We start from the raw sequence: 21,727 nt of genomic DNA, 5'->3' as shown, positions 1-21,727 counted from the left end.
GCAGGAACGGTCGTGTATCTTCGCCTGATCGAGAAGCACGGGAACAACCAGAACGATCGAATATCTCAGGGATCGACACGTTCGAGATTGCGGACGGCTAGACGCCGCAATGCCTGATACCTATGAGGCTGCCACCACCGCATTTCATAATTTCAGTTGTCCCATCGCGCTCGATCCATTCGACTCGTCTTCGTTCCGGCTCGGACGCATCGTGGACCGACCGCGCGTCGTGCATAACGGGCTGACCGCGAAGTTGCGATGCTGGAACCGGCGCACTTGCTCTATCTGTTTCGCTCGATAGGCCTGGTGTGCGCTTTCAGTCGAGTGACCCAGCGGGGATCTTCGTCAGTCACAAGCTGGTAACCAATGCCGAGGCGCGCAGCCGCTTCACGCAACGTGGCCGAATCCCACTCACCTCCCACGCGCTCATAGAGGGCAGGTCTGGCCAGGAAATCGCTCACGCGACGGTATTCGAAGAAGACCAGCTTGTCAGGCTCGATCAACAACGCGTGAACCTTGTGGCAAGCGCGCGTTCGTCCATGCATCACATCCGGGATAGAAACGTTATTCCACACTTCCAGAACGCGCGAGTTGAAGAGCGGGTTTTCATTCAACGACGCCAGCAAGCCCCCTCCGTGTTCGCGCGAGGCGCACGGCCCGTGGTCTGGTCCGACATTGCGCACGCTTCGCACGAAAGCTTTCCCCCAGGACGTCAGATTAGCGCGAACCATAATGGCCATAATCGACGTTTCGTCGAGCCTTTCGTACGGTACGCTGCAGTCGCAATCGAAGTGCGCCGCTCCTTCGATCCGATTCGATTCCGCCTTTCTGGTATGAGGTTGCATAACTAAGATCCGCTTCGATTGAATTCGCCCGCCTGTGCGGACAACCCTTCGAGACTCATAAGCCAAACTCGGAGCGTGCTCCGAGTTTGGCTACTTATCCTCATCCGAAGGACGACAACGACGCATTGGCCTCTGCAACCGGAAGTCGGTGGTATCGACATACAGTTGTTGCTCCATATTGCGAGCGGTCGACACCAGACGCTGCGCCATGCTCTCGGGAACGTGCAGATCACATGTCACAATAGCTATCGCCCCATCTTGCTCGATCCATTCGATGCGTCTCCGTCGCGGCTGGCCAAGGACGAAAGGGCATGAGTCGCGCGCCCCATCGACGGTAGCTCCGTCCTTTACCATGCGCCAGAAACGCTTAGAAGCTCCCTTTGAGATCATTTTATTAGGAGTACTGTTTTCGTTGCGCATGATCCGCTTCGCCATTTTCATCCTCCGCGAGAAACAGCGTCCGGCCGAAGTGACAGAACGACAGAACGACAGAGCGCGACCAGTTCAGCTTAATACATTTTTGCACGAAAGCAAGAAGAGGGGTGCACGTTGGCCGCTGACAGCGCATGAGATGCGACCCTGATTATGCGCCTGTCTAGCAGAGAAGATATGAATAGATATTGCTGCGCAGGCCGAGGTCCTAAAGTCGACTGAGCGCTCCTGGGTCGACTACGGGCAGGCATCAAGGTGCTCGTCAGACACCAGTGTCCGATTCAATGCCACCTGCCGCTCGGAGCAAGATCAAATCAACCTTCAGCTGTTCCAGTGTCTATGTGCTTGCAGGAGGGGTTTTGGGGAAAACAATATCAAATCAACTTGCATTCTCAAATCAAAACAAGCTTCAGTCAGCAGGTTGGTGTCACTGCAACACCAGCGCCCCGACCTGGCCCGGCATTTCCGGGCGACTGAAAGTAGCCAGACATCCAACCTTCGCAAGCACCCGATCAAGGCCGTCTCGAGCACGTGACGAAAGGCGGCGAGGCTAGTGCCCGCGAATATTTTGCGGGCGCGAAAATGGACAGACCAGGCAACGTTCTGGCGGCGGAACCGAAACGGCCGAATTTCCCCGAGGAGTACCGACGGCCGATTGCAGAGATGACGCTAAAGCCTGGGGCATCGACCTCGCGGATTGCGCGCGAGCACGGGTTTAACGTCAATATGGCGTTCGAATCGGTCGACGTTCAACCCGCCGCATCCCCGGCCAATCGGCTCAGCGCCTGCCCGATCCTGTCGCGGAATCCCGGCCAGTGCGCGCCGAACTCGTCCATTCCGCCCTCGTTCACGGCACGCTCCATCTCCGCGCAAGCGTCGCGTGCATCCACGTCGCCCACCAGCGCGAATCCTCCGCGCATCGAGTGCAGTTCGATCTTGACCGGATCGACTTTACCGGTCGACATTGCGTCGCCGATCACTGCCAGCGAATGCAGCGTTGCCGCGCGAAGCGTCTCGTGGATCTCGTCCGACAACACCGGCCGGTTATCGGCGTGCCCGCTGCTCGCCGTCTCCGTATTCGAAACAGCCGCCTGGCCACGCGCCGCCGTCCGCCGCGTCAGCACGGCGTCGAGCACGTCGATCGACAACGGCTTGAGCACGACTTCCGCAGCCCCTGCCTGCTCGCAGCGCCGGTAATCCTCGTCGGTTGCATGCGCGGTCATCGCGATCACCGGCACCTTCACTCCCTGCTCGCGCAGGAACCTCATCAACGTGAAGCCATCGAGCTCCGGCATGCCGAGGTCGGTCAATACGACGTCGAACGGATGCTCGAAGAACGCCCGCATCGCCTCGATGCCGTTCGTCACGATCGTCGCGTCGTGGCCCAACGCGTCGAACTGGTCGCGCAGCAACGCGCGGCTTGCCGGATGATCCTCGGCCACCAGCACGCGAAGCGGCGGCATGTCGTCATGTGCATCGTCCGCCGGATGCTGCCCGCTTTCGGGCGCAGCGTCCGGCTCCGCAAAGGCGTCCCGCCAGTCGGCCGGCGCCGAGGGCAGCGGCAACGCGGCGACGAATGTCGTGCCCTCGTCAACGCGGCTTTCGACCGTCAGCTCGCCGTGCATCAGTTTCACGATGCGTCGGCACAGCGGCAACCCGAGCCCGGTGCCGCCGAAGCGCCGGAAAACGGACGGGTCGGCCTGGATATAGACGTCGAACAAGGTCGGCAGCGCATCTTCGGGAATGCCGATGCCCGTGTCGCGCACCGCGATCTCGACGCAGCGCGCGCCGGCGCCATCCGTTGCGATCCGTGCAGCGATCGTAATACCGCCGCGCTTCGTGAACTTTATCGCGTTGCTGACGAGGTTCGACACGAGCTGACGCAGCCGCGTCGGATCGCCGACGTAGCCGTCCGCCAGATCGAAGGCCATTCGGCATTCGAGCGTCAGATGCTTCGCATCCGCGATCGGGCGGAAGATCGCCGCCACGTCGCGCAGCAACGCGCGCAGATCGAACGGAATGCGTTCGAGCGTCATCTGGTTCGATTCGGCCTTCGACAGGTCGAGCACGTCGTTGATCACGCGCAGCAGCGTATCCGACGACGACATGATCGTCTTCAGGCGGCGCCGCTCGTTCGGCGGCAGCGGCGCACGCTCCATCAGTTCCAGATTGCCGACGATCGCGTTGAGCGGCGTGCGGATCTCGTGGCTCATCGTTGCCAGGAAAGTCGACTTGGCCTTGTTCGCGTCCTCCGCCGCCGCGCGGGCCTCCCTCAGCTTGTCTTCCGTCAGCTTCCGGGCCGTGACGTCGGTCAGCGTGCAGAGCAGCGCGTCGACGCCGCGGAACCTGGTCCGGACGATGTGGGCGGCAAGATAGGCGGTCTCGCGATCCGTACGCTCGACAGCGAGTTCCTGGTGTACGACCAAGCCCCGGCCTCCGGCACCCGCGTGGCGTTCGCGGTAGGCCTGCCAGATGCGCTTGCCGAGCGGGAGTTCCGACGCCCCGCCGTCGTAAGCGAGCACGGCATCGTTGCGTACCATCGTTTCGCCGTCGGCCACCGACAGCAGCAGCAGCCCGGCTGGCGCATTGCGGATCAGCGTGCGGTTGAACGCCTCGCTTTCAATCAGGCGGATCGCGCGCCGGTTCGCGGGACGCAGCGCACGAAGGTCGAACGTGACGATAGTCAACCAGAGCAGCGCGATGCCGATCAGCGAGGCACCCACCACCACGCTCACGCGGACGCCCGTCGCCTCCGCCACGCTGCGCCATGAGAAGGTGGTTACCAGGACCAGGTTGGAAATAGGCAGATGGTCGCTGATGAGGAACCGCGTGCCGACCCTGCGCACGACCACATTTTCGCCGAGCGCCTCGCGCGCATTGTTCGTCGCGCGGTCGATCATCGCCGGATCGCGCTCCCGTCCGAAGAGGATGCTTCTGCCCTCTTTGACGATCGCGACGACCGCCACGTCCTCGTCGTCCGATCGTGGCGACATGACGTCGTCGAAACGAGACAGGCTGTTGAAGACCAGCCATCCGACCGGCCGTCCGGCCGCATCGTCCAGCCGTCGCGCGAAGCGCACGACTGTACGCCCGACGATAGGGTCGAATCGGCGGTCGAGCCTGAACGACCGATACCGCATATCCGGCTTCTGCCGCGTGATCCCGGTCGGCATCAACGCGGCAATCAGCACTTTCACGTCGGTATCGGGCGGAAGCGCGCGTGCGCGCGCGACGAGCCCCTCGCCGAGCACACCGAGAAACGGGCCGTCGAGCCCGATCACGTAGCCGCCGATCGGCTCGGCATCGGCCTCCTGGGACCGTTGCCGAACGCTCGTATCGATCTGGCCGAGGATGGCTCCCAGATACTGCGCGTACGATTCGGCCGGTCGGTCCGGCGTGATCTCGGCCATCGCAAAGAACGGCTCCGCGCCACTGGCAACGCGCACGGTCAGCCTTCCATGCGCCGCCGAGAACGTCCGCAGCGCCTCCGGAGACGGCTGCGCCCCGTTGTGCCAGAGCTGCTCAGTACGGTCCCCGTAAACCATCAGCAATCTGTCGATGGCCTGCACGCCGGCATACAACTGGGCATTGCGTTGAAGAAACGTCGAACGTGCCTGCGCAAGGTAGTCCTGTATGTCGAGTCGCACGACAAGCGCCGCACACACCAGAATGAACGCCGTGACTGCCGCGCCGCTGCCGTACAGCAGGGACTGTTGCTGGCGCCGAACCCGGCCCGGTTCGAATGGCTTGTGTTTCGCCGCCGCACCGTGGGCGACGAGTCTCTTCAACTTTTTAGGCATGTCGTTACGATCTCGTCGGCCCCGATCCGGGAAGCATCGTGATCCGTCGTCCGCGCTGATTGCGCGTCGGGCATCATGGTCGTCGTGTCGCGTCTTGCGCGCCGGCTCCAGCCGGACGCATCGCTTCGACGGTGCTCCGCGCCGGTTGCCCGGGCACGGAGGAATCATGTCGCAGCGTTCGCGCTACGCATTCTCGGGCGGCATATGGCCGGCCGGTGCGTCCGGAAGCTTGCCTTCGTCGGCGTAGCGGATCAGATCTGCGTCGCGGACGATCCCGAGCTTCTTCATCGCGCTCGACTTCTGCGAGCTGATGGTCTGCTTGCTGCGGTGAAGCTGCGCGGCGATCTCGCCAACCGTGTACCCCGCACAATAGAGCCGGACGACTTCGATCTCGCGCGTCGTCAACTGGCGCACGGTCGGCGGCACCTCGCTGGCGTCCAGCAATTGCTTGATGAACGGTGACAAATAATTCGCGCCGACATAGGCGGCGTGAACGGCGCCGACCAGATGCGAAATCGCATCCGACTTGCTCAGGATGCAGCCCACACCCTGTTTCTGGATCGCACGCAGCACGCTCGGATTGTCGATCATCGTGATCGTGACGAGATGAAGCGCGGGATAGCGGCGCTGAAGGAACGACAACAGCGCAAGACCATCGCCATACTTGCCGCCGGGCATCACGTAGTCCACCACGACCACGTCGCTTTGCTGCTCGTCGAGCACCGCTACCAGGTCTGTCGAGTTCGAGACGGCGCCTACCAGTTTGATCGTGCTGCTTCCCGCGAGCGCCTGCGACATCCCGAGCGCGGATGACGGATGATCGTCCGCCACCGTCACACGCACAAAAAATTCATCCATGGTTGCTGTTCTCCCCGAAGCTTCAATCCATGCTGCATATTTTCCGATTCACCGAGCGCCATTGGCGTCTCGTCACGCCGAATAACAACCGCATCCGGCGACTCGAATGAATCACGGCATGATTCTAAGATAAAAGGGGATGGAGTTCTTCACGCGCGGAGGCGAGCGCGATCGGAATCACGTCGCGGCTTCGCCTGCCGCAGCGCGAGAAAATCCGGCACGCACGCGCAAGCCTCGAGCGACACATGCACGCATATGCGCCGCGTGCTCGCCCGATTCAACCTGGCAACCAGCGCAGACAACCGCGCGGCCTCAGCAAATACGGGACGGCGCATCGACGCCGATACGCCAGTGCACCGAGGCGACGCGCGCGCCCATCGATGCCCCGGACAAGCTTGCGCTCACATCCGTGCGGCTGCCGCTATTACTCGATCAGCCGATGGTCCCGTCTTCCTGACCGTCTTCCACCACCTGCTGCCATTCGTTGACGACGCGCCGCTTTTGCGTCGGCGACATTATCAGGAACTCGTTCATTTTCACGAGAAATTCCCTCCTGTATTTCTCTGGAAGCATTGCAAATCCGAGCAGCAGGGCGAACACCTTACCCATATGACGCACGGCCTTCCCCTCCATTTTTGTGAATGATCTTGTGCCGCTTGCGCTGCGATACGGCACCCCCGCCTTCGATACTTCGTACATGCGTCACCGCCATATGGCCGAACGCCGCGACACACGGCCTACGATCACATCAAGGCGACCTGATCCCGCACGCGCGCTACCGGGATACGCTTCCCCGACGCCGCACCACCCGCGTCAACATACGATTCCACTGCACCAGCGTCACCGGCTTCGTCAGCCGCTGTTCGACGTTTGCCGCCGTATACCGCGCCGCCTCGCGCGGCGCCAGATGCGACGTCACCACCACGACTTCGCAGGACAAACCGAGATCGCGGACCCGCTCGGCCAACGTGCACGCGGACATGTCGGGCAGATCGGCGCTCAACAGGAGCACGTCCCACGAGCCTTCCGCCAGCCAGTCGAGCACCGTTTTTCCGAGTCCAGCGTCCTGAACCATGCACCCGAGCACTTCGAGCTGTTCCCGAAGCAATGCGACGCTGTCCGCGTCGTCGTCCGCAAGCAGCACGCGCAATGCTTGCCGATCCGCCGCCTGAACTGCCTGAACCGCCTGGACCGCCTCGACCGCCTGAACCGCCTCGACCGCCTGAAGCGCCCGGCCCGCCGGCACGCGCGGCGACACGCGCCGGCCGGCGATCGCCGCCCCCCGCATCATCGCGTCACGCATGCCACCCATCGAATAGCTTGAGACGCGGATCGTCCTGTCGGCGATATCGGGCAGCAGCGGCCCGTCCGGCGTCGCGAGAATGACCGGCGTGTCGCCGCCCAGGCTATCGAGGTCGGTGCAAGACCATGCGTCGGCGTCCCCGAGGAGCAAGATCGCGCATGCGTTCGCGAGGCGCTCGGACCGAATGCTCGCCGGGCGATCGTACGTGGCGACATCGAAGCCCCACGCACGCAGGTGGGGCAGCGCGAGATCGCGCCACGCATCCCGCGACGACACGACAAGCACCACGCGTTCACCGCACGACTCGCTGGCTGCGTCGACAACGATTGACGTCCCGAGCGGCAAGCGCACGGTGAAACAACTGCCGACCCCTGGCGTGCTCGTCACCGATATCGTTCCCCCCATCGCGGCAACGAGCCGGTCGCACAGCGCGAGACCCAGCCCGGTGCCGCCATAGCGCCGGGCAATCGACGTGTCGACCTGCGAAAAAGGCCTGAACAGCTTGTCCCGGTTCGGCTCGGCAATGCCGATGCCCGTGTCGTCGACCGCGATTTCAAGCTCGGGGGCACCGGGTCCGGTCTCGCGAATCGCGATGCGTGCAGTGACACGGCCGTCGCTCGTGAACTTGATGGCGTTGCTCAGCAAGTTGCCGAACACCTGCGCGAGGCGCGTCGGGTCGCCGCGCATGGATTGCGCGCTGCTCGCGGCGATCTCGGCGAACAGCGGCAGCCCCTTCGCTTTCGCGATCGGCGCATAGGCGGCCAGTTCGCGCCCGATCACCGCGACCACGTCGAATTCGATCGATTCGACCGACATCGCCCCCGCCTCGATCTTCGAGAAGTCGAGCACGTCGCTGACGAGCGTCAGCAGGAGCTCGGCCGACGCGCGCAGCGTCTGTACCCGGGGGTGCTGCGATACGTCGAGCGCCGAGCGCTCGAGCAGTTCGAGATTGCCGAGAATGACGTTGAGCGGTGTCCGGATTTCGTGACTCATCGCCGCCAGGAACGACGATTTGGCCGCATTCGCCGAATCGGCCGCACGCACCGCTTCCTCCAGCCTCCGGACGAGTTGCCGCTTCGCCGTCACATCGACGACCGCCGCGATCAGCACTTCCTCGCCCTGATATCGCGCGCCGCGCGCGATGATGTCGAGATGCAACCACGCGTCGTCCGGACCCTCTACCGGAAGAACGGCCTGCATCGCGCCCTCGGCGGCGCCGCAGGCGAGAAAGGCTTCGTAGTGCGCGACGACCTGCGCGGGCAGCGTCCGGCCATCGCCGCCGCATCGCGCGATCATGTCCGTCAGCGTTCCGCTGGCGAGCATCAACCGTCCGTCCGACCGCGAGATCAGGCCAAGGCCGATCGGCGCCATTTCGATCACGTTGCGGCACAGTTCCTCGCTGTCGAACACGCGCTGCGAGCGCGTGTAAACGGGTATCAGCGTGCCCCGATAGAACCGCACCAGCAGCGTCCACATGACCGCCAGCGCCAGCAGCGTCGCGGCGGCGAGCGTGCCCGTCTGCCAAGCGACACCGGCCGCGACGGCCGTCCACGATATCGCGTAGACGAGGATCCAGCCTGTCGACTCGAGCCTGCTGCGAAAGACCACGAAGCCGTCGCGAAACACGGGCATGTCCGACTTCGTCAGTTCGTGCGGCGCGTCCAGACCCAGAAGATGCCCGCTCACCGCCTGATCGGCGGCGGCGCTGCGCTCCATCGTCACGAGCCGGTTATCCGCGGTGGTGATGAAGAAGGTGCCGTCCGACGACGGCTCTGCAGGCAGCCACGACAGCAGGAACTCCGGCGCATATTCGGTCACGAGGACGGCAAACGGCTCGCCATCCGAATACGCCTGCGCGGCGATCCTGATCCGGACCTGCTCCGTGACGGGGCCGTCATACGGCGGCAACCAGCGCACGCGCGGACGCTCGTCCGCCGCCGGCGGCCGCTCGTCGCCGAAATCGACCCGCAGCGCATCCAGCACGCGGGCGCGCCGCTCTGGCGTCGCCAGCGCCGGCCAGTCTTCGGACAGGGTCGGCACAAGACCGAACATGCCCGCACGGGTGCTGTAGTGGTAGCCCTCCAGCAGCCGGCCGCGATTGATCGAGCTTGCCGCGCAAATGCGCGACAACAGCATCGACAGCGCGAGATAGCGCGAGACCTCAGCGCGGTTTTCGGTCTGCCCCGGCACCCCCACGACCAGCGACGGATACGGTTTGATCGTGATCCGCTGATCGTTGTCGAAGAAGGCATCGACGACGCTGTCCGGCGCATGCGAGATCTCCCGCCAGATCAATTGCGTATTCGCCACGCCGTTGCGGAACGACGTCTCGCTGACTTCGATCTCGTCGAGCGTCTCTTCCTTGCCGCTCAGGAAATTGCGCCGCTCGGCCTCGAGGTATCCGTAGACGATCGACACCATCCCGAACGCACATGCGACCAGGATCAGGACCGTGACGAGAATGCCGCCGCCGAACATCGAGATGCTCTGGTAGCGACGGATGGACTGGAGCGAGCTGTAAGGCATGAAGCAACACGACGACAACGCAGGTGCCGGAACGCAATCGCATCCGGGCCTCGGCGTCTCGCATGAGCGCGGTCGAAAAAAGTGGAAGTGGACCGATCATGCCAAATGGCTTGCTGAAAATCAGTGCAGAACGAGCGGTTTAGTACCTGTCAAGTATTGACGATTGGAATTTTCGAACTTGAACGACGTAAATCGAACAAATTCACGCGGCAAGCATGCGGATTGGACGCGTCTCGAAACGACGAGCGTCGGCGGACGGACACGCGCCGGAAACAGCCGGGCCGATCCGCGATCGGTCGCGCATCGGCGCGATCTGGATGGATATCGGATAAAGCGAAACGCGTTGACGGCCACCACGCTTCGCGATCCGTATCATTGCAGACTTGTGGACTTGCGAGTGTGCCTTTCCGATATCGTGCAGCGCCGGACGATATCAGGCACTCTTCCCGCACTATTTCTGTTCGGCGATGCGCGGATCCTCTCGGCCGTCCGAATCGTCCTTCTTTTGGTAGGAAACCTGATCTTCAGGTCGATCAGAACAGCCTGTATCGTCGCAGATACGCACCGCGTTGCCGGCAGGCAGAATTTGAGCGCACGCGGCAAGAAGCAGCGGCCCCGGTACGAACGGACGGCGATACGGTGGCACTTTCCTCGAGATTTATTGGCGCCGCAAGTCGAACTTCAACATCCCCGTGAACTCGCACCCGGCGCGCGTGCGGCACGGCGACGAATACACGCCACCAGCGCCGGCACGCGGCTCAAGGCTCTCTCAGGTTCCCGCTTCGAATCGTTGTGTCGTTCCATGCTGCCGCTTGTTTGAACGCCGACTGCCCGAAAGCAGCAGCCGCCAAACATGACGCGACAAACAATAGTGACGCGGTGAGCAATAATAATGGAGAAAAATCGCATGTCAAGCCAATTCTCTTTCAAGAAGTTTGCATGACGCGTCACCTTTGCTATGCTTCCACGCGAAAATCATCGGAGACCATCACGAGATGTCCAACAGCGAGCTGACCAGCGCCGACCTCATCACCGCCACCAAGGTGCGCGATCTCCTGACCCGGAACGGCATCCCGCCGCGCAGCCACAACACGACGATCGCGAACGTGCTCGGCCTCAGTTTCTCCGTCGTCACGCGCAAGATGAAAGGGCTGATCCCGTGGAACCTGTCGCAGCTGCAGGACATCGCGACGCACTTCGGCGTGCCGCCCGCGATCCTGCTCGACGACCGCGCCACGCAACCGAACGCGCACGCCGCCGAGATGGTCGACGCGACGCTCGTGATCGAATCGCGGCGCTTCCGCTGCCGCGCCGCAATTTCCGCGAAGGCCAGCAGCCACGGCGAATCGGACTTCGTCGCGACCCAGTCGCACGGCGAATGGATCGTGACCGAACGTCAGCATGCGCACGAAGGCCGGACCTACCCGGTCGACCTGATCGAACTGCGCTCGACGCAGCAGAACGCATGCGTCGCGCGGATCGCCGTGGTCGACGATTCACCGGACGTCGCCGAAACGATCTGCGAGTATTTCGTCGAGAAAGGCGTGAACGCGATCCCATACTTCGACTGCGACTCGTTCAGGAACGCACTGGCCGTCGAGGATTTCGACGGTTACATCCTCGACTGGATGCTCGGCGACGAGACGGCCGCCGATCTCGTGCGCGGCATCCGGTCGAGCGAAAACGGCGGCGCCCCGATCTTCCTGCTGACGGGCAAGATCTCGACCGGCGAAGCGAGCGAGGATGAAATCGCGCGCGTGGTGTCGCACTACAATGCGCGCTGCGAAGAGAAGCCGGTGCGGCTGCCGATCCTGTTTGCCGAAGTGGCGCGCGAGCTGAAGATCGCCCAGCCGTTCAGCGCAAGCGCCGGTTGAGCCACCGATCCGATCAAGACAAACGACAAGCGAGAACGACACATGCGAATCACGACGATCTGGCTGAAAAGCCTGCTGCTGACCTGTTTGCTGGGTGTGGCTGCCGCCGCCTGGGCCGCGCCGTTCACGTTCACCGTCGACGGCAAGATCGAGAAGTCGAACCAGCCCGGCAAGACCGTTTACGTATTCTCCGAACAGGAGCTGATGGCACTGCCGCAGCATTCGATCACGACATCGACGAGCTGGACGCCGAAGGCGACCTTCAGCGGCCCGCGCCTCGCCGACGTGCTGAAGATCGTCGGCGCGACGGGCACGCAGATCGAGTTCCGCTGCATCGACGAATACACGTTCACGATTCCGGTGGCCGATGCGGAGAAGTACGGCGTGATCCTCGCGCGGAAGATGGACGGCAAGGTGCTCGGCAACGACAACTACGGCCCGCTGTGGATCATGTATCCGCGCGACCAGTTTCCGGACGACCTGAAGACGCCGCTCGGCGAAGCCAAGTTCGCCTGGCAGATCATTGGCCTGACCGTGAAATGATCGGCAAGCAGTGGAAAAACAGAAAAATCATCGTGATCCTCGGATCCCTGTGGATCCTGGGATTCGCCACGTGGGCGTTCCTGCTGTATGACCTGCTCGCAACCTCGGTCAACGAGGGTGTGCTCGAAGGCCCGCGCGAAGGGGTGTTCTGGACGGCCGCACAATACCGCAACGCATACAGCCGCTTCGACCGGCAGTTGATTCTTTACGCTACGCATCAGGACGACGATTTCGACCGCGTGCAGATGCAGCTCGACAGCCTGTCGGTGTCGTTCGGCTTCCTCGAGCGGCCGTCCGAAGTGTCCGAATACTGGCTGCGCATCCCGAAGGCGCGCGACGACATCGCGACCCTCGGCGAAATCATGACGCGCCTGAAACGCGACGTGCCGACGCTGCGCGACACCCCCGGCGATGCCGCGCGCGTGCTTGCCGACGTCGCCGCGTACTGGCCGAAAGTGAACGGCCTCTCGAACTACTTCCGCGCGATCGAAATGGCGCAGCGCGATTTCACGTTCCATCAGCTGAAGGAAAAGCAGCGCGCGATCTTCATTCTCGGCGGCATCCTCGGCGTGATCCTCGGTGCGCTGTTCCTGCTGCTGTTCTATACGGTGCGCACGCGCGACGACCTGCTCGAACGGCAGCACGCGGCGCTCGAAGCCGAGAAGAAGGCGTCGGACCGCGCGTTCGAAATGATCGAAGCGAAGAACGCGTTTCTCGGGATGGTCAGCCATGAGCTGCGCACTCCGCTGCAGGCGATCTGCGGGTCGATCGAGATCCTGCTCGCGCGGCCGCAGTCCGATGCGAACCTGAAGACGATCAGGCGGCTGCAGAATTCGGCGTCGTCGCTCGAAGCGCTGGTGAAGGAACTCACCGACTACATCAAGCTGCGCTCGACCAAGCGCCTCGCCGAATCGGAAGTCGTCGGCGTCGCGGTGCTGTTCGCCGACGTGCTGGAGCCGTTTCGCGAGCGGATCGCCGCGAAGCGCGTCCAGGTCTCGCAGCAGGTCGAGCCGGCCGGTCTCGCGGTGCGCTCGGACCGCAAGCTGCTGCAGCAGGTGCTGAGCAACCTGATCGAGAACGCGGTCAAGTACACGAACGGCGGCACGATCGCCGTCGCCGCGACACTTGCGCATACGGCCGCCGGCCATCAGTTGACGATCGTCGTGCGCGACACCGGTGTCGGCATCGCGAAATCGCACCTGTCGAAAGTTTTCGAGCCGTTCTATCGCGTAAACGACGCGGCGGGCCTGCACGTCGACGGCATCGGCATGGGCCTCGCCGTCGTGCGGGAGATCGTGACGACGCTGCGCGGGCATGTCGACGTGCGCAGCGTCGTCGGCGAAGGCAGCGAATTCGCGGTCACGCTGCCGGTGGAGCTGCCGGTCGGACTGCACGACGGCGGCGAACGGCCGGGCGACGCGCCGCCCCTGCCGCCGCTCGCGCCGCCCCGCGCCCGGCGAGCGCTGGTCGTCGACGACAACGACAACGCACGCGAAACGCTCGGCTCGATGCTGTCCGCGCTCGGGATCCCGGCCGACCTGTGCGGCACAGGCAATGAAGGTATCGCGCGCTTCGGCGAGCAGCAGTACGACCTCGTGCTGCTCGATCTCGAACTGCCGGACCTGAGCGGCTTCGAGGTCGCGCAGCGGATCCGTGCGGCAATGCCACCTGGCGGCGAGCGGCAGACGGCCATCCTCGGCGTCAGCGCGTATGAGTCGACTGCGCTCAAGGAGAACAGGCAGGTGTTCGACGCATTCCTGCCGAAACCCGTGCATCTGCGCGAGCTCGGCGCGCTGGTGGAAAGGCTGCTCGGGTAATGGCCGCCAGTTCCCGGACCACGCAGAACATGATCAGCACCGGCGAGTGCGTGCTGAACCTGCCGTCGTCGACGCAGTCGCACGCTCTGTGGACCGCATCGCCCGCACGACCGGCTCCAACCCGGTTTCCGCGTCGAAGCTCGCGCGCGGCTACGTGTTCGCCCCCAACAAATGGTCGCCGCTGATCATGAGCTTCCAGAAGTTCTACGTACTCGCGTCGCGGCAGGTTCACGCGTCGCGGCTCGCGGAGATTCCGGAGCACTTGTATCGCAGTCCCGACGTCGATCGCGCGCGACGCCGGATTGCTTCAGGGGGCGGAGCAGCGATGACCGCCGCGCTGCGTGGCTGGGTCGGCGGCGTCGCACTGACGGACGCGCGGCACGACTCACCGGGGGCGCCCCGCGTCCGATCGGATAAGATACGGCCCGCCATGCCTTTTATCGAACCGACGGAGTGCTTTCAGTGATTCAACCGACCCCAGTATTCAAGGACAACCTCGCGCAACTGCCGGCCATCGACGGCATCTCGCGCATCGATCTCGTCGGCGCGAACGGCGACGTGGTCGCCAGCATCGAGAACCAGCCCGGCAAGCAAGGTTCGCTCGCGGTGTACCACTACCTGAAGCAGGCGTTCGGCGCGCTCGACGCGAAGGCCGCCGAGCATGGCCTTGCGGTGTTCGCCGAGCACACCGCCGACGCACGCAACCGCCCTGGCGCGCACCCGAACGTCGATCGCCTGCTCGCGATCGTCGCCGGCGGCGAAGCGCTGCGCATCGACGTCGTCGCGAAGGGCTGAGCGGTGAATTGACGGCGCGCCGGCTTCCACCCCGGACGCTCCGGGTTGTCCGCCTGCGACACCACCATCTTCTGCTTCGCGCTGTCCCACCACTCGTACGTATACGTCGTCGTCACCGACGTGCCGGGCCCCGTGGTCGGCCGCTGCTCGACCCGCGTCACCGTCCCGTCGGCCATCCGCGTGTACGTGGTCGTCTGCTGCGCGACCTTGTCGCGTTCGGACCTCAACTGGCCGTCGCCGTCCCAATCGCGCTCCAGGTCCACCAGCCGCGTCGTGCCGTCCCGGTCGTACGACCTGTAGCGCGTCACCCGCCCCATCGCATCGTTGGTCCGCTCGGCGTACCGCTTCCCGTTGATCGTCTGCGTCGTCAGGTAGCCATTCGCGTCGTACGCGTACATCTCGGTCCGGCCGTCGCTCGCGTACCGCGCCAGCGTGCGCTCGCCCGCCGCGTTGTAACCGAGCTGCACGCCGTCCGATCCCGCACCGCCGATCACGATCGAGACGCTCGCATCGTCCGCGCTCGTCGCCCGCCGGCCCGTCGACAACTGCCCCATCGATATATTGTCAAACAGGTGTCTTTGACGCGAACTGCCTTCTTAAAGAGAGCCAACCATTAAAGAATAAGGCTCTGCGCCCTGTCGATACGACGAGGGGTAATTTTTGCCCACACGCGCGTTTCTATGCCTCAACGGACGAATTGCACGCCAACTTTATCGAACCAGCGCTCGCTAATGCGAGCGCTGTCAATAATTTTATCTATATTGTCAATGTCACGACTCGCCTGCATATCTAGCAACAAAATTGTCGAGTCGCGCACGATCAGAGTCAGACTTTGCAACTTCACTCAAAGCAGGAATTAAATAATACAAAACAAGCTCAATGTCCTCGCCACTTTTTGGCATGCACTCTCCCGCAATCCTTATAAATCTATCAATCGGCATTATTTTGGAGAGTGCCACATAAGCCCTATCATTTGCGAATGGCATACCTTTCAAATAGTATCTTGCCAACTTTTCCTGATCACCCCTCCGCCACGAAATCTTTGGAATAATGTCAAAAACAACTCCATACGACGGATCGTCTGACGGAAAATTCTCGAGCACCCAGTCAGATGCCTCACCCGGTCCCATGCCTCTAAGTCGCGTGCAGATCGAATTTAAATTTTCCATGATTACCTCGGCGCAAACGGATTGAATTGACCGAACAAGTCGATGGGCAACCCGGCATTGCTTGCCAGCGACGCTGGCGGTCGGTAGTGCCCTGAACTATTCGTCCAATTCACAATAGACCCTCGGCTCGGCCCAGAGTTATTCGCAAATCGGATCGATCCAGCGAAATTCACCTCCCCACCACCACTTAATCCCAAATGAGTAGAGAAATCAGGACTCAGATTCGGCCTCGCAATCCGAATCGTTCCGTCTGGCATAGTTACGAAATCATAAGCTCCCGAGGGAGTAATTCTATTCCCGCCATAACCTTGTAACCAGTATCGGCCACTTTCACCCTGCACAAGCGTTCGAATAGGGCGTTGTGCAACTGCGGGATCCGCCGGCCGCAGATTAGTCAGAGTACCTCTCTCGGTTAGGTTTTTTACTCCCGCCGATCCAATATTCCGACTTCCAATAACATACGACAGCCCACCCGTCTTGGCGAGGTAGTTTTCCGACATACGGGCCAGATTCGGCCCAAACATCGCCACACCACGCTCGAGTCCCGCTCCGGTTAGGCGAGTTGCTGCGCCCACAACACCGGGCGTTGCCGCAGACAGAGCCACGTCCATCATGGATCCGCCGATTCGATAAGCTCCACCGGCTTCGTTTTGACGGTACAGCGCATCGATCGGGCTGACAGCTCCCTTCACCACGCCCGCCGCGATACCACTTGCATCGCGCAGAATCGTACTGCCCAAGTCACCAGCCTCATACGCATTCGCGTAATGCCCGCCGATCGCTGCTGCCGTATTCAGCGGATGAGACACTACATTCCACGCGCCACTCGCGAACTCCACTCCGCGGTCAACAAAGCCTTGCGCCGCCTGCGCAACCGGATTGAAAGCCAACTGGCTCTCGAACCAGTTCAGGTTTCGAATCGTTCCCAGCTCGGGTTGCGATTGCGAAATCGCGCCGCCGGTTGACCCGATACCTTCGATGAGAACCTGTACCTCGTTAGGCCCGAACCCGATGTCGACCGGTTGTGATGCGGCCAGTTGCAACTCGGCAATGCGCTGCGCCCGCATTTGCTCTATACCGGCAGCGGTGTCGTAATTTCCGGATACGGCGGCGCCAGTTTGGGAAGCGTCAGCGAATCGAATGTATGACGTATCCGCTGACACAAAACCTATGCCGCTAGCGCCAACTCCACCCGGCAATATTTGGCCGTTCATCGCAGCAATCGCTTGCTGCGTGCGCAAATCGGTAGACGTCGGTGTGCTCGCGATTTGATCCACCACCATATTGCCGATGGTACCGGCAACCGCGTCCATCGCAATTGCGCCAGCGTTGCTTGCCAAACTACCGCCCCGAACAATTGTACTCGCCGCACCCGCCGCCAAGCCCGCGCCCATGCCCCGAACCGCCGAGTTCAACGTATCCGCCCGAAGCGCCGCCCCCGACATCCCGCTCCACGTCTCACCGTACTGCCACTGCCCGATCACCTGCGTCGCACCATAGGCCGCGCCCGATGCAATCGCACTCACTGCTATCCCCTTCCAGTCGAAGCTATGCTGCAAGCCTGTTGCAACGCCAATGCCTTGTGCCACCGTCGAGCGCACCGCACCCTGGAGTACCGCCGCCCCCAATCCGTTCGACGCGCCCGCGTTGGCGCCATTGGCTGCAATGGTCGCCGTAGGCGCCATGACATTCGTCACACCTCCGGCCACCGCCCCGCTCACCGCCCCCAAGGCAACGCCCTTCCACTTAAAGCCGCTTTGCTCGCCGGCCGCAATCAACACCCCTTGGCTCGATACCGCGCCTACGGTGCCAGCCACTGCGCCAGCGCCAACAGCTCCCGCTGTCGTTGCGGCCGCTCCGCTGAACCCGACCGACGTTGCAAGCGACGTGGCATAGGGTGCCAAGGTGCCGTAGGAGACCACTGACGCCACCACCGCCACCACCACCGCAATGATCGACGCCAGCCCACCACAGCCCCCGTTCTTCCCCGGCGGCGGCGGCGGATCCGGTAGCGTCGGCTGCGTGTTCCCTATCGCCTTGCCCGGGTCGTACGGCTTGAACGTCTCCGACGTGTTGTGGACGTTCGTCACCTTGTTCGGAATCTTCAGGATCTGGCCCGCTTTCAGCCCATCCTCGCCCTTCAGTCCGTTCGCGTCCGCCAGGATGTACCACAGCGTCGCATCCCCCCACACCGCCGACGCGATCGACTGCAGCGTATCCCCCGTGCGCACCGTCCAGCTACCCGACGCCGGCCCCGGATACGCGTTGTCGATCCGCATGAAGTTCTCATCGAAGTCCGCCGTGCTGACCGGCTTGAAGATCTTGTAGCGCTCGTCGCTGCCCGGCCCGAGTTGTCCGGCCAACTCCTGCACATAATCGACGTGATCGATCCCGTCGTTGTAGGTCCCAAGTTCAGATGTCGCGTTTCCGCTAAATAAAAATGTCGTGTTTTGGCTTGTAGGTTGATCGCCGACACCCCACAGGGAGCGCCGGCGATGAACGCGACTGGGACGATCACGATGACGATGCGTGAAGTGGATCGGCTGAAGATGATTGAGGCGGTGGCCGAGTGCCGGCTCAAGCCCGGCCAGGCGGCCGACCGGCTGAGTTTGAGCGTGCTGCAGGTTGAGCGCCTCGTGTTGCGCTATCGCGCGGCCGGCGTGGCCGGATTGGTGTCAGGCAAGCGTGGGCGCCCGAGCAATCATCAGTTGCCGGCTGGAAAGGCGCAGCGGGCGCTGGCATTGATCCGCGAGCGCTACGCGGATTTTGGCCCGACGCTGGCGTGCGAGAAACTGCGCGAATGTCATGGCATTGACCTGGCTGTCGAGACGGTTCGTACGCTGATGAGGGCTTCCGGCCTATGGATTCCACGCAAGCAACGCCGAACCTGTCCGCATTTTTGTGGGCGAGGCGGTTGAACAACTTGTTATCCACGCGCCTTGGTAAATCGTTCACCGAACAGGATAGCAAACTGGTTCATGGCTGATTTCCAGTCGAACGCAGCCCGCACGGTTTTGGCCAGCACGTTGCGCAGCGCTAGCCAGAGCAGCTTGATGGCCGCCTCGTCATTCGGGAAGTGACCACGGGTCTTGATGATCTTGCGCAACTGCATGTTCAAACTTTCTATGGCGTTCGTGGTGTACACGACCCGTCGAATCTCCGGCGGGAACACGTAGAACGGCACGACGTGCTCCCACGCGCGTTGCCACGACTGCACGATCGTCGGGTACTTCGCGCCCCAAGGACCATCGGCGAAGTCTTGCAGCGCTTGCCTTGCCGCCTCTTCGCTGGCAGACGCGTAGATCGGGCGCAGCGCAGTGGCGAGCACCTTACGGTCCTTGTAGCTGGCGTATTCGAGGCTGTTGCGGATCAGATGCACGATGCAGGTCTGAACGGTGGTCCGCGGATAGGCCGCGCCGATGGCTTCGGTTAGCCCCTTCAGGCCATCGACCACGGCGATCAGGATGTCCTGGCAGCCGCGCGTCTTGAGTTCATTGAACACCTTGAGCCAGAACTTGGCCCCCTCGGTCTGCTCGCTCCAGAGGCCCAGTACGTCGCGCTGGCCGTCGGCCTGAATTCCCAGGGCCAGATAGACGGCCTTGTTGCTGACCACGCCGTCGTCGCGGATCTTGACCCGCAGCGCGTCGAAGAAGACGACCGGATACATCGCCTCGAGTGGGCGGTTCTGCCAGCTCAGCGCCTCGGCCATCACCTCGTCGGTGACCGAACTGATGAAGTCGGGCGACACTTCGGTGCCGTAGTGCTCGGCCAGAAACCCTTGAATCTCACGCACGCTCATGCCACGCGCGTACATCGCAATGATGCGTTCGTCGAAGCCGGTGAAGCGGCGCTCGTGCTTCGGAATCAGGATCGGCTCGAAGCTGCCGTCACGGTCACGAGGGACCTCGACACGAACCAGGCCGCGATCCGTGATGACCGTCTTGCCGCTGGCGCCGTTGCGCTCGTTGGCTTGTCCGGCCGGCTTGGACTGGCCCGACGGGTAGCCCAGATGCAGATTCATCTCGGCGCCCATCGCGCGTTCGATGACCGCTTTGTTGAACGCCAGCATCAGATCCTGAACCTCGGTCGGCGTCATCGGCCCCTTGACCAGTTGGTCCAGCAGTTCCTTGGGCAACTCAGGCAGCGGCCCGCGAGCCGCTGCCTGACGCGCTACGGTTTGCCTCTTCTTCATCAGCATATCCATGACTTTTGCACCTCATGATATGCCTCGCCCACGAAATGACGGATAGGTCCCAAGGAACTGTCCATACCAACGATCAACCCGCTCCCTTGTCTTCGCGGTAAATGGCATGCGCCATATCGCGCGCATCGTTCAGGGAAATATCAAAGACGCCACTAATCAGCACAATGCACTCAAAGTTCTTGTAGCCATCGCTCCGAGCTTTGCGAAACACGTCTTGAGGTGATGCGCCCGCATCCTTCATCGCGATATATGGCGTCGGGTTCTGGTGAAGTGGTGCTCTCATTTTTGCAAATCCTCCAGTCGGCGCAAGGTGGGAACGTGCTCGGAACTCCCGCACACCTGCGCCAATCGCGGTTGATACGTCGCCAGGCGACAAATTACCGCCTAATGGATGGTTATGGGTAAAAACATTGCCGCTCATCAACGGGAAATCTGTAGCGGAATTGAGGCTAATCTGTGTCCCGTTACCCAACCCTGCTCTTCGCACGGCAAGAATATCGCCCGACCTACTATCGATAATGAAACCAACTTCTCGCGATGCGCCAGCGAACCTGCTTTCGACTCGCGACAGCGTTGCAGCAGCACCTCCGAAACCTCCGCTTTCTGGTACAGCGTTCAGCAGCATGCCCCTGTTCACCAAGAAGCTGTTTGCGGCCCTATCGAACGTCGGTCCAAGGATCGTTGCACCACGTTCGAGTCCAGCTCCGGTTAGACGAATCGCTGCGCTCGTGGCGGCAGGCGTTGCCACAGACAGTGCCCCGTCCAACATGGCCCCACCCAGTCGGTAAGCTCCGCCCGCCTCGTTTTGGCGATACAGCGCATCAATCGGACTGAGCGCGCCCTTCACCGCACCGGCCACGATACCGCTTGCGTCGCGCAGAATCGTGCCGCCAAGATCGCCAGCCACATACGCGTTCGCGTAATGCCCGCCGATCGCGGCTACCGTATTCACCGGATGGGACACGACATTCCATGCGCCGTTCGCGAGCGTTAGCCCTTGGTCAACAAACCCTTGCGCTGCCTGCGCAACCGGATTGAAGGCCAACTGACTCTCGAACCAACTCAGATTTCGAATCGTGCCCAGCTCGGCGGTCGGCTGCGGAACCGGCCCGCCCGTCGACCCTACGCCTTCGATCAGAACCTGGACCCCGGAGAAGCCACGGTCGAGAGGTTGATCGGCGAGCAATTGCAGCTCGGCACTGCGTTGCGCCCTCGCTTGTTCGATACCCGCAGGGGAGTCGTAATTCGCCAGTGCCGTTGCGGCGCTGACTGACGGGCTGTTATCGAACCGGATATACGCGGCATTGGCGGGTACGAAACCCGTCCCGGCGGAGCCTACACCACCTGGCAGGATCTGCCCGTTCATCGCGTCAATCGCCTGCTGGGTGCGCAGTTCGGTCGTCGTCGGCTGACTCTTCATCTGGTCCGCGACCATATTGCCAAACAGGTGTCTTTGACGCGAACTGCCTTCTTAAAGAGCGCAAACCCTTATAGCACAAGGCTCTCCGGCCCATCAATACGATACGGGTAATTTTTGCCCAGACGCGCGTTTTTGCCTGCA

Annotated in this window: 16 protein-coding genes and 2 pseudogenes; 7 read left to right on the top strand and 11 right to left on the bottom strand. The window is 62.4% G+C overall.

Going from position 1 to position 21,727, the window contains the following annotated elements:
• Positions 1 to 281: 281 nt before the first annotated feature.
• The 7 genes and pseudogenes from ACV22Z_RS24625 to ACV22Z_RS24595 form a co-directional block, all read right to left on the bottom strand.
• The gene (locus tag ACV22Z_RS24625; protein ID WP_448078886.1) at positions 282 to 845 is read right to left on the bottom strand and encodes a hypothetical protein; all 564 of its coding nucleotides are present in this window, start codon (positions 843 to 845) and stop codon (positions 282 to 284) included.
• A 90-nt stretch (positions 846 to 935) separates the two neighbouring features.
• Positions 936 to 1,280 carry a hypothetical protein gene (locus ACV22Z_RS24620; protein ID WP_448078885.1) on the bottom strand — a complete coding sequence of 115 codons (345 nt, stop codon included), beginning with the start codon at positions 1,278 to 1,280 and terminating at the stop codon, positions 936 to 938.
• Between the two features lie 746 nt (positions 1,281 to 2,026).
• The gene (locus ACV22Z_RS24615; RefSeq protein WP_448078884.1) at positions 2,027 to 5,077 is read right to left on the bottom strand and encodes an ATP-binding protein; all 3,051 of its coding nucleotides are present in this window, start codon (positions 5,075 to 5,077) and stop codon (positions 2,027 to 2,029) included.
• Positions 5,078 to 5,260: 183 nt separating this feature from the next.
• Positions 5,261 to 5,935, bottom strand: a complete 675-nt coding sequence (locus ACV22Z_RS24610) for a response regulator (RefSeq protein ID WP_448078883.1) — start codon at positions 5,933 to 5,935, stop codon at positions 5,261 to 5,263.
• A 432-nt stretch (positions 5,936 to 6,367) separates the two neighbouring features.
• Positions 6,368 to 6,634, bottom strand: coding sequence for a hypothetical protein (locus ACV22Z_RS24605; protein WP_448078934.1), 267 nt, complete (start codon positions 6,632 to 6,634; stop codon positions 6,368 to 6,370).
• A gap of 76 nt (positions 6,635 to 6,710) precedes the next feature.
• Positions 6,711 to 9,764: an ATP-binding response regulator gene (locus ACV22Z_RS24600; RefSeq protein WP_448078882.1), complete on the bottom strand. Its 3,054-nt coding sequence runs from the start codon at positions 9,762 to 9,764 to the stop codon at positions 6,711 to 6,713.
• A 454-nt stretch (positions 9,765 to 10,218) separates the two neighbouring features.
• Positions 10,219 to 10,410, bottom strand: a pseudogene (locus ACV22Z_RS24595) (sel1 repeat family protein); the annotation flags it as partial.
• Between the two features lie 349 nt (positions 10,411 to 10,759).
• On the opposite strand from ACV22Z_RS24595, the gene ACV22Z_RS24590 reads away from it, so the two are divergent.
• The 6 genes from ACV22Z_RS24590 (at position 10,760) to ACV22Z_RS24565 (ending at position 15,093) form a co-directional block, all read left to right on the top strand.
• Positions 10,760 to 11,638, top strand: a complete 879-nt coding sequence (locus ACV22Z_RS24590) for a helix-turn-helix domain-containing protein (protein WP_448078881.1) — start codon at positions 10,760 to 10,762, stop codon at positions 11,636 to 11,638.
• Between the two features lie 42 nt (positions 11,639 to 11,680).
• The gene (locus ACV22Z_RS24585; RefSeq protein WP_448078880.1) at positions 11,681 to 12,181 is read left to right on the top strand and encodes a molybdopterin-dependent oxidoreductase; all 501 of its coding nucleotides are present in this window, start codon (positions 11,681 to 11,683) and stop codon (positions 12,179 to 12,181) included.
• Positions 12,178 to 13,998: a hybrid sensor histidine kinase/response regulator AtsR gene (atsR, locus tag ACV22Z_RS24580; protein ID WP_448078879.1), complete on the top strand. Its 1,821-nt coding sequence runs from the start codon at positions 12,178 to 12,180 to the stop codon at positions 13,996 to 13,998. The genes ACV22Z_RS24585 and atsR overlap by 4 nt, the downstream gene beginning before the upstream one ends.
• Before the next feature lie 88 nt (positions 13,999 to 14,086).
• Positions 14,087 to 14,464 carry a hypothetical protein gene (locus ACV22Z_RS24575; RefSeq protein ID WP_448078878.1) on the top strand — a complete coding sequence of 126 codons (378 nt, stop codon included), beginning with the start codon at positions 14,087 to 14,089 and terminating at the stop codon, positions 14,462 to 14,464.
• A complete protein-coding gene (locus ACV22Z_RS24570) occupies positions 14,461 to 14,793 on the top strand; it encodes a DUF2322 family protein (RefSeq protein ID WP_448078877.1) in 333 nt (110 codons plus the stop codon). The genes ACV22Z_RS24575 and ACV22Z_RS24570 overlap by 4 nt, the downstream gene beginning before the upstream one ends.
• A 45-nt stretch (positions 14,794 to 14,838) precedes the next feature.
• Positions 14,839 to 15,093 carry a hypothetical protein gene (locus ACV22Z_RS24565; RefSeq protein WP_448078876.1) on the top strand — a complete coding sequence of 85 codons (255 nt, stop codon included), beginning with the start codon at positions 14,839 to 14,841 and terminating at the stop codon, positions 15,091 to 15,093.
• Between the two features lie 470 nt (positions 15,094 to 15,563).
• On the opposite strand, the gene ACV22Z_RS24560 is transcribed toward ACV22Z_RS24565, so the two are convergent.
• Complete coding sequence (locus ACV22Z_RS24560) at positions 15,564 to 15,962, bottom strand: hypothetical protein (RefSeq protein WP_448078875.1); 399 nt, start codon at positions 15,960 to 15,962, stop codon at positions 15,564 to 15,566.
• 2 nt (positions 15,963 to 15,964) lie between these two features.
• Positions 15,965 to 18,325, bottom strand: coding sequence for a LysM peptidoglycan-binding domain-containing protein (locus ACV22Z_RS24555; protein WP_448078874.1), 2,361 nt, complete (start codon positions 18,323 to 18,325; stop codon positions 15,965 to 15,967).
• A gap of 132 nt (positions 18,326 to 18,457) precedes the next feature.
• On the opposite strand from ACV22Z_RS24555, the pseudogene ACV22Z_RS24550 reads away from it, so the two are divergent.
• Positions 18,458 to 18,844: pseudogene (locus ACV22Z_RS24550) on the top strand (helix-turn-helix domain-containing protein); the annotation flags it as partial.
• Between the two features lie 44 nt (positions 18,845 to 18,888).
• Here the strand turns inward: ACV22Z_RS24550 and ACV22Z_RS24545 are convergent.
• Both ACV22Z_RS24545 and ACV22Z_RS24540 read right to left on the bottom strand, forming a co-directional pair.
• Positions 18,889 to 20,160, bottom strand: coding sequence for an IS256 family transposase (locus ACV22Z_RS24545; RefSeq protein WP_448078932.1), 1,272 nt, complete (start codon positions 20,158 to 20,160; stop codon positions 18,889 to 18,891).
• 79 nt (positions 20,161 to 20,239) lie between these two features.
• Entirely contained in the window at positions 20,240 to 21,586 is a 1,347-nt protein-coding gene (locus ACV22Z_RS24540; RefSeq protein ID WP_448078873.1) for a hypothetical protein, read from the bottom strand.
• Between the last annotated feature and the right edge of the window lie 141 nt (positions 21,587 to 21,727).

The sequence above is a fragment of the Burkholderia sp. PU8-34 genome, from assembly GCF_053427725.1.
Note: the sequence above shows the minus strand (reverse complement) of the source record. Positions and strands in the feature narration are given on the sequence as shown.

What these genes read in the sequence shown, in the direction of transcription:
- ACV22Z_RS24545 (WP_448078932.1), bottom strand. Translation starts at nt 20,160, where the DNA reads ATGCTGATGAAGAAGAGGCAAACCGTAGCGCGTCAGGCAGCGGCTCGC.
- ACV22Z_RS24590 (WP_448078881.1), top strand. Translation starts at nt 10,760, where the DNA reads ATGTCCAACAGCGAGCTGACCAGCGCCGACCTCATCACCGCCACCAAG.
- ACV22Z_RS24540 (WP_448078873.1), bottom strand. Translation starts at nt 21,586, where the DNA reads ATGAAGAGTCAGCCGACGACGACCGAACTGCGCACCCAGCAGGCGATT.
- ACV22Z_RS24615 (WP_448078884.1), bottom strand. Translation starts at nt 5,077, where the DNA reads ATGCCTAAAAAGTTGAAGAGACTCGTCGCCCACGGTGCGGCGGCGAAA.
- ACV22Z_RS24605 (WP_448078934.1), bottom strand. Translation starts at nt 6,634, where the DNA reads ATGTACGAAGTATCGAAGGCGGGGGTGCCGTATCGCAGCGCAAGCGGC.
- ACV22Z_RS24625 (WP_448078886.1), bottom strand. Translation starts at nt 845, where the DNA reads ATGCAACCTCATACCAGAAAGGCGGAATCGAATCGGATCGAAGGAGCG.
- ACV22Z_RS24600 (WP_448078882.1), bottom strand. Translation starts at nt 9,764, where the DNA reads ATGCCTTACAGCTCGCTCCAGTCCATCCGTCGCTACCAGAGCATCTCG.
- ACV22Z_RS24585 (WP_448078880.1), top strand. Translation starts at nt 11,681, where the DNA reads ATGCGAATCACGACGATCTGGCTGAAAAGCCTGCTGCTGACCTGTTTG.
- ACV22Z_RS24610 (WP_448078883.1), bottom strand. Translation starts at nt 5,935, where the DNA reads ATGGATGAATTTTTTGTGCGTGTGACGGTGGCGGACGATCATCCGTCA.
- ACV22Z_RS24620 (WP_448078885.1), bottom strand. Translation starts at nt 1,280, where the DNA reads ATGGCGAAGCGGATCATGCGCAACGAAAACAGTACTCCTAATAAAATG.
- atsR (WP_448078879.1), top strand. Translation starts at nt 12,178, where the DNA reads ATGATCGGCAAGCAGTGGAAAAACAGAAAAATCATCGTGATCCTCGGA.
- ACV22Z_RS24560 (WP_448078875.1), bottom strand. Translation starts at nt 15,962, where the DNA reads ATGGAAAATTTAAATTCGATCTGCACGCGACTTAGAGGCATGGGACCG.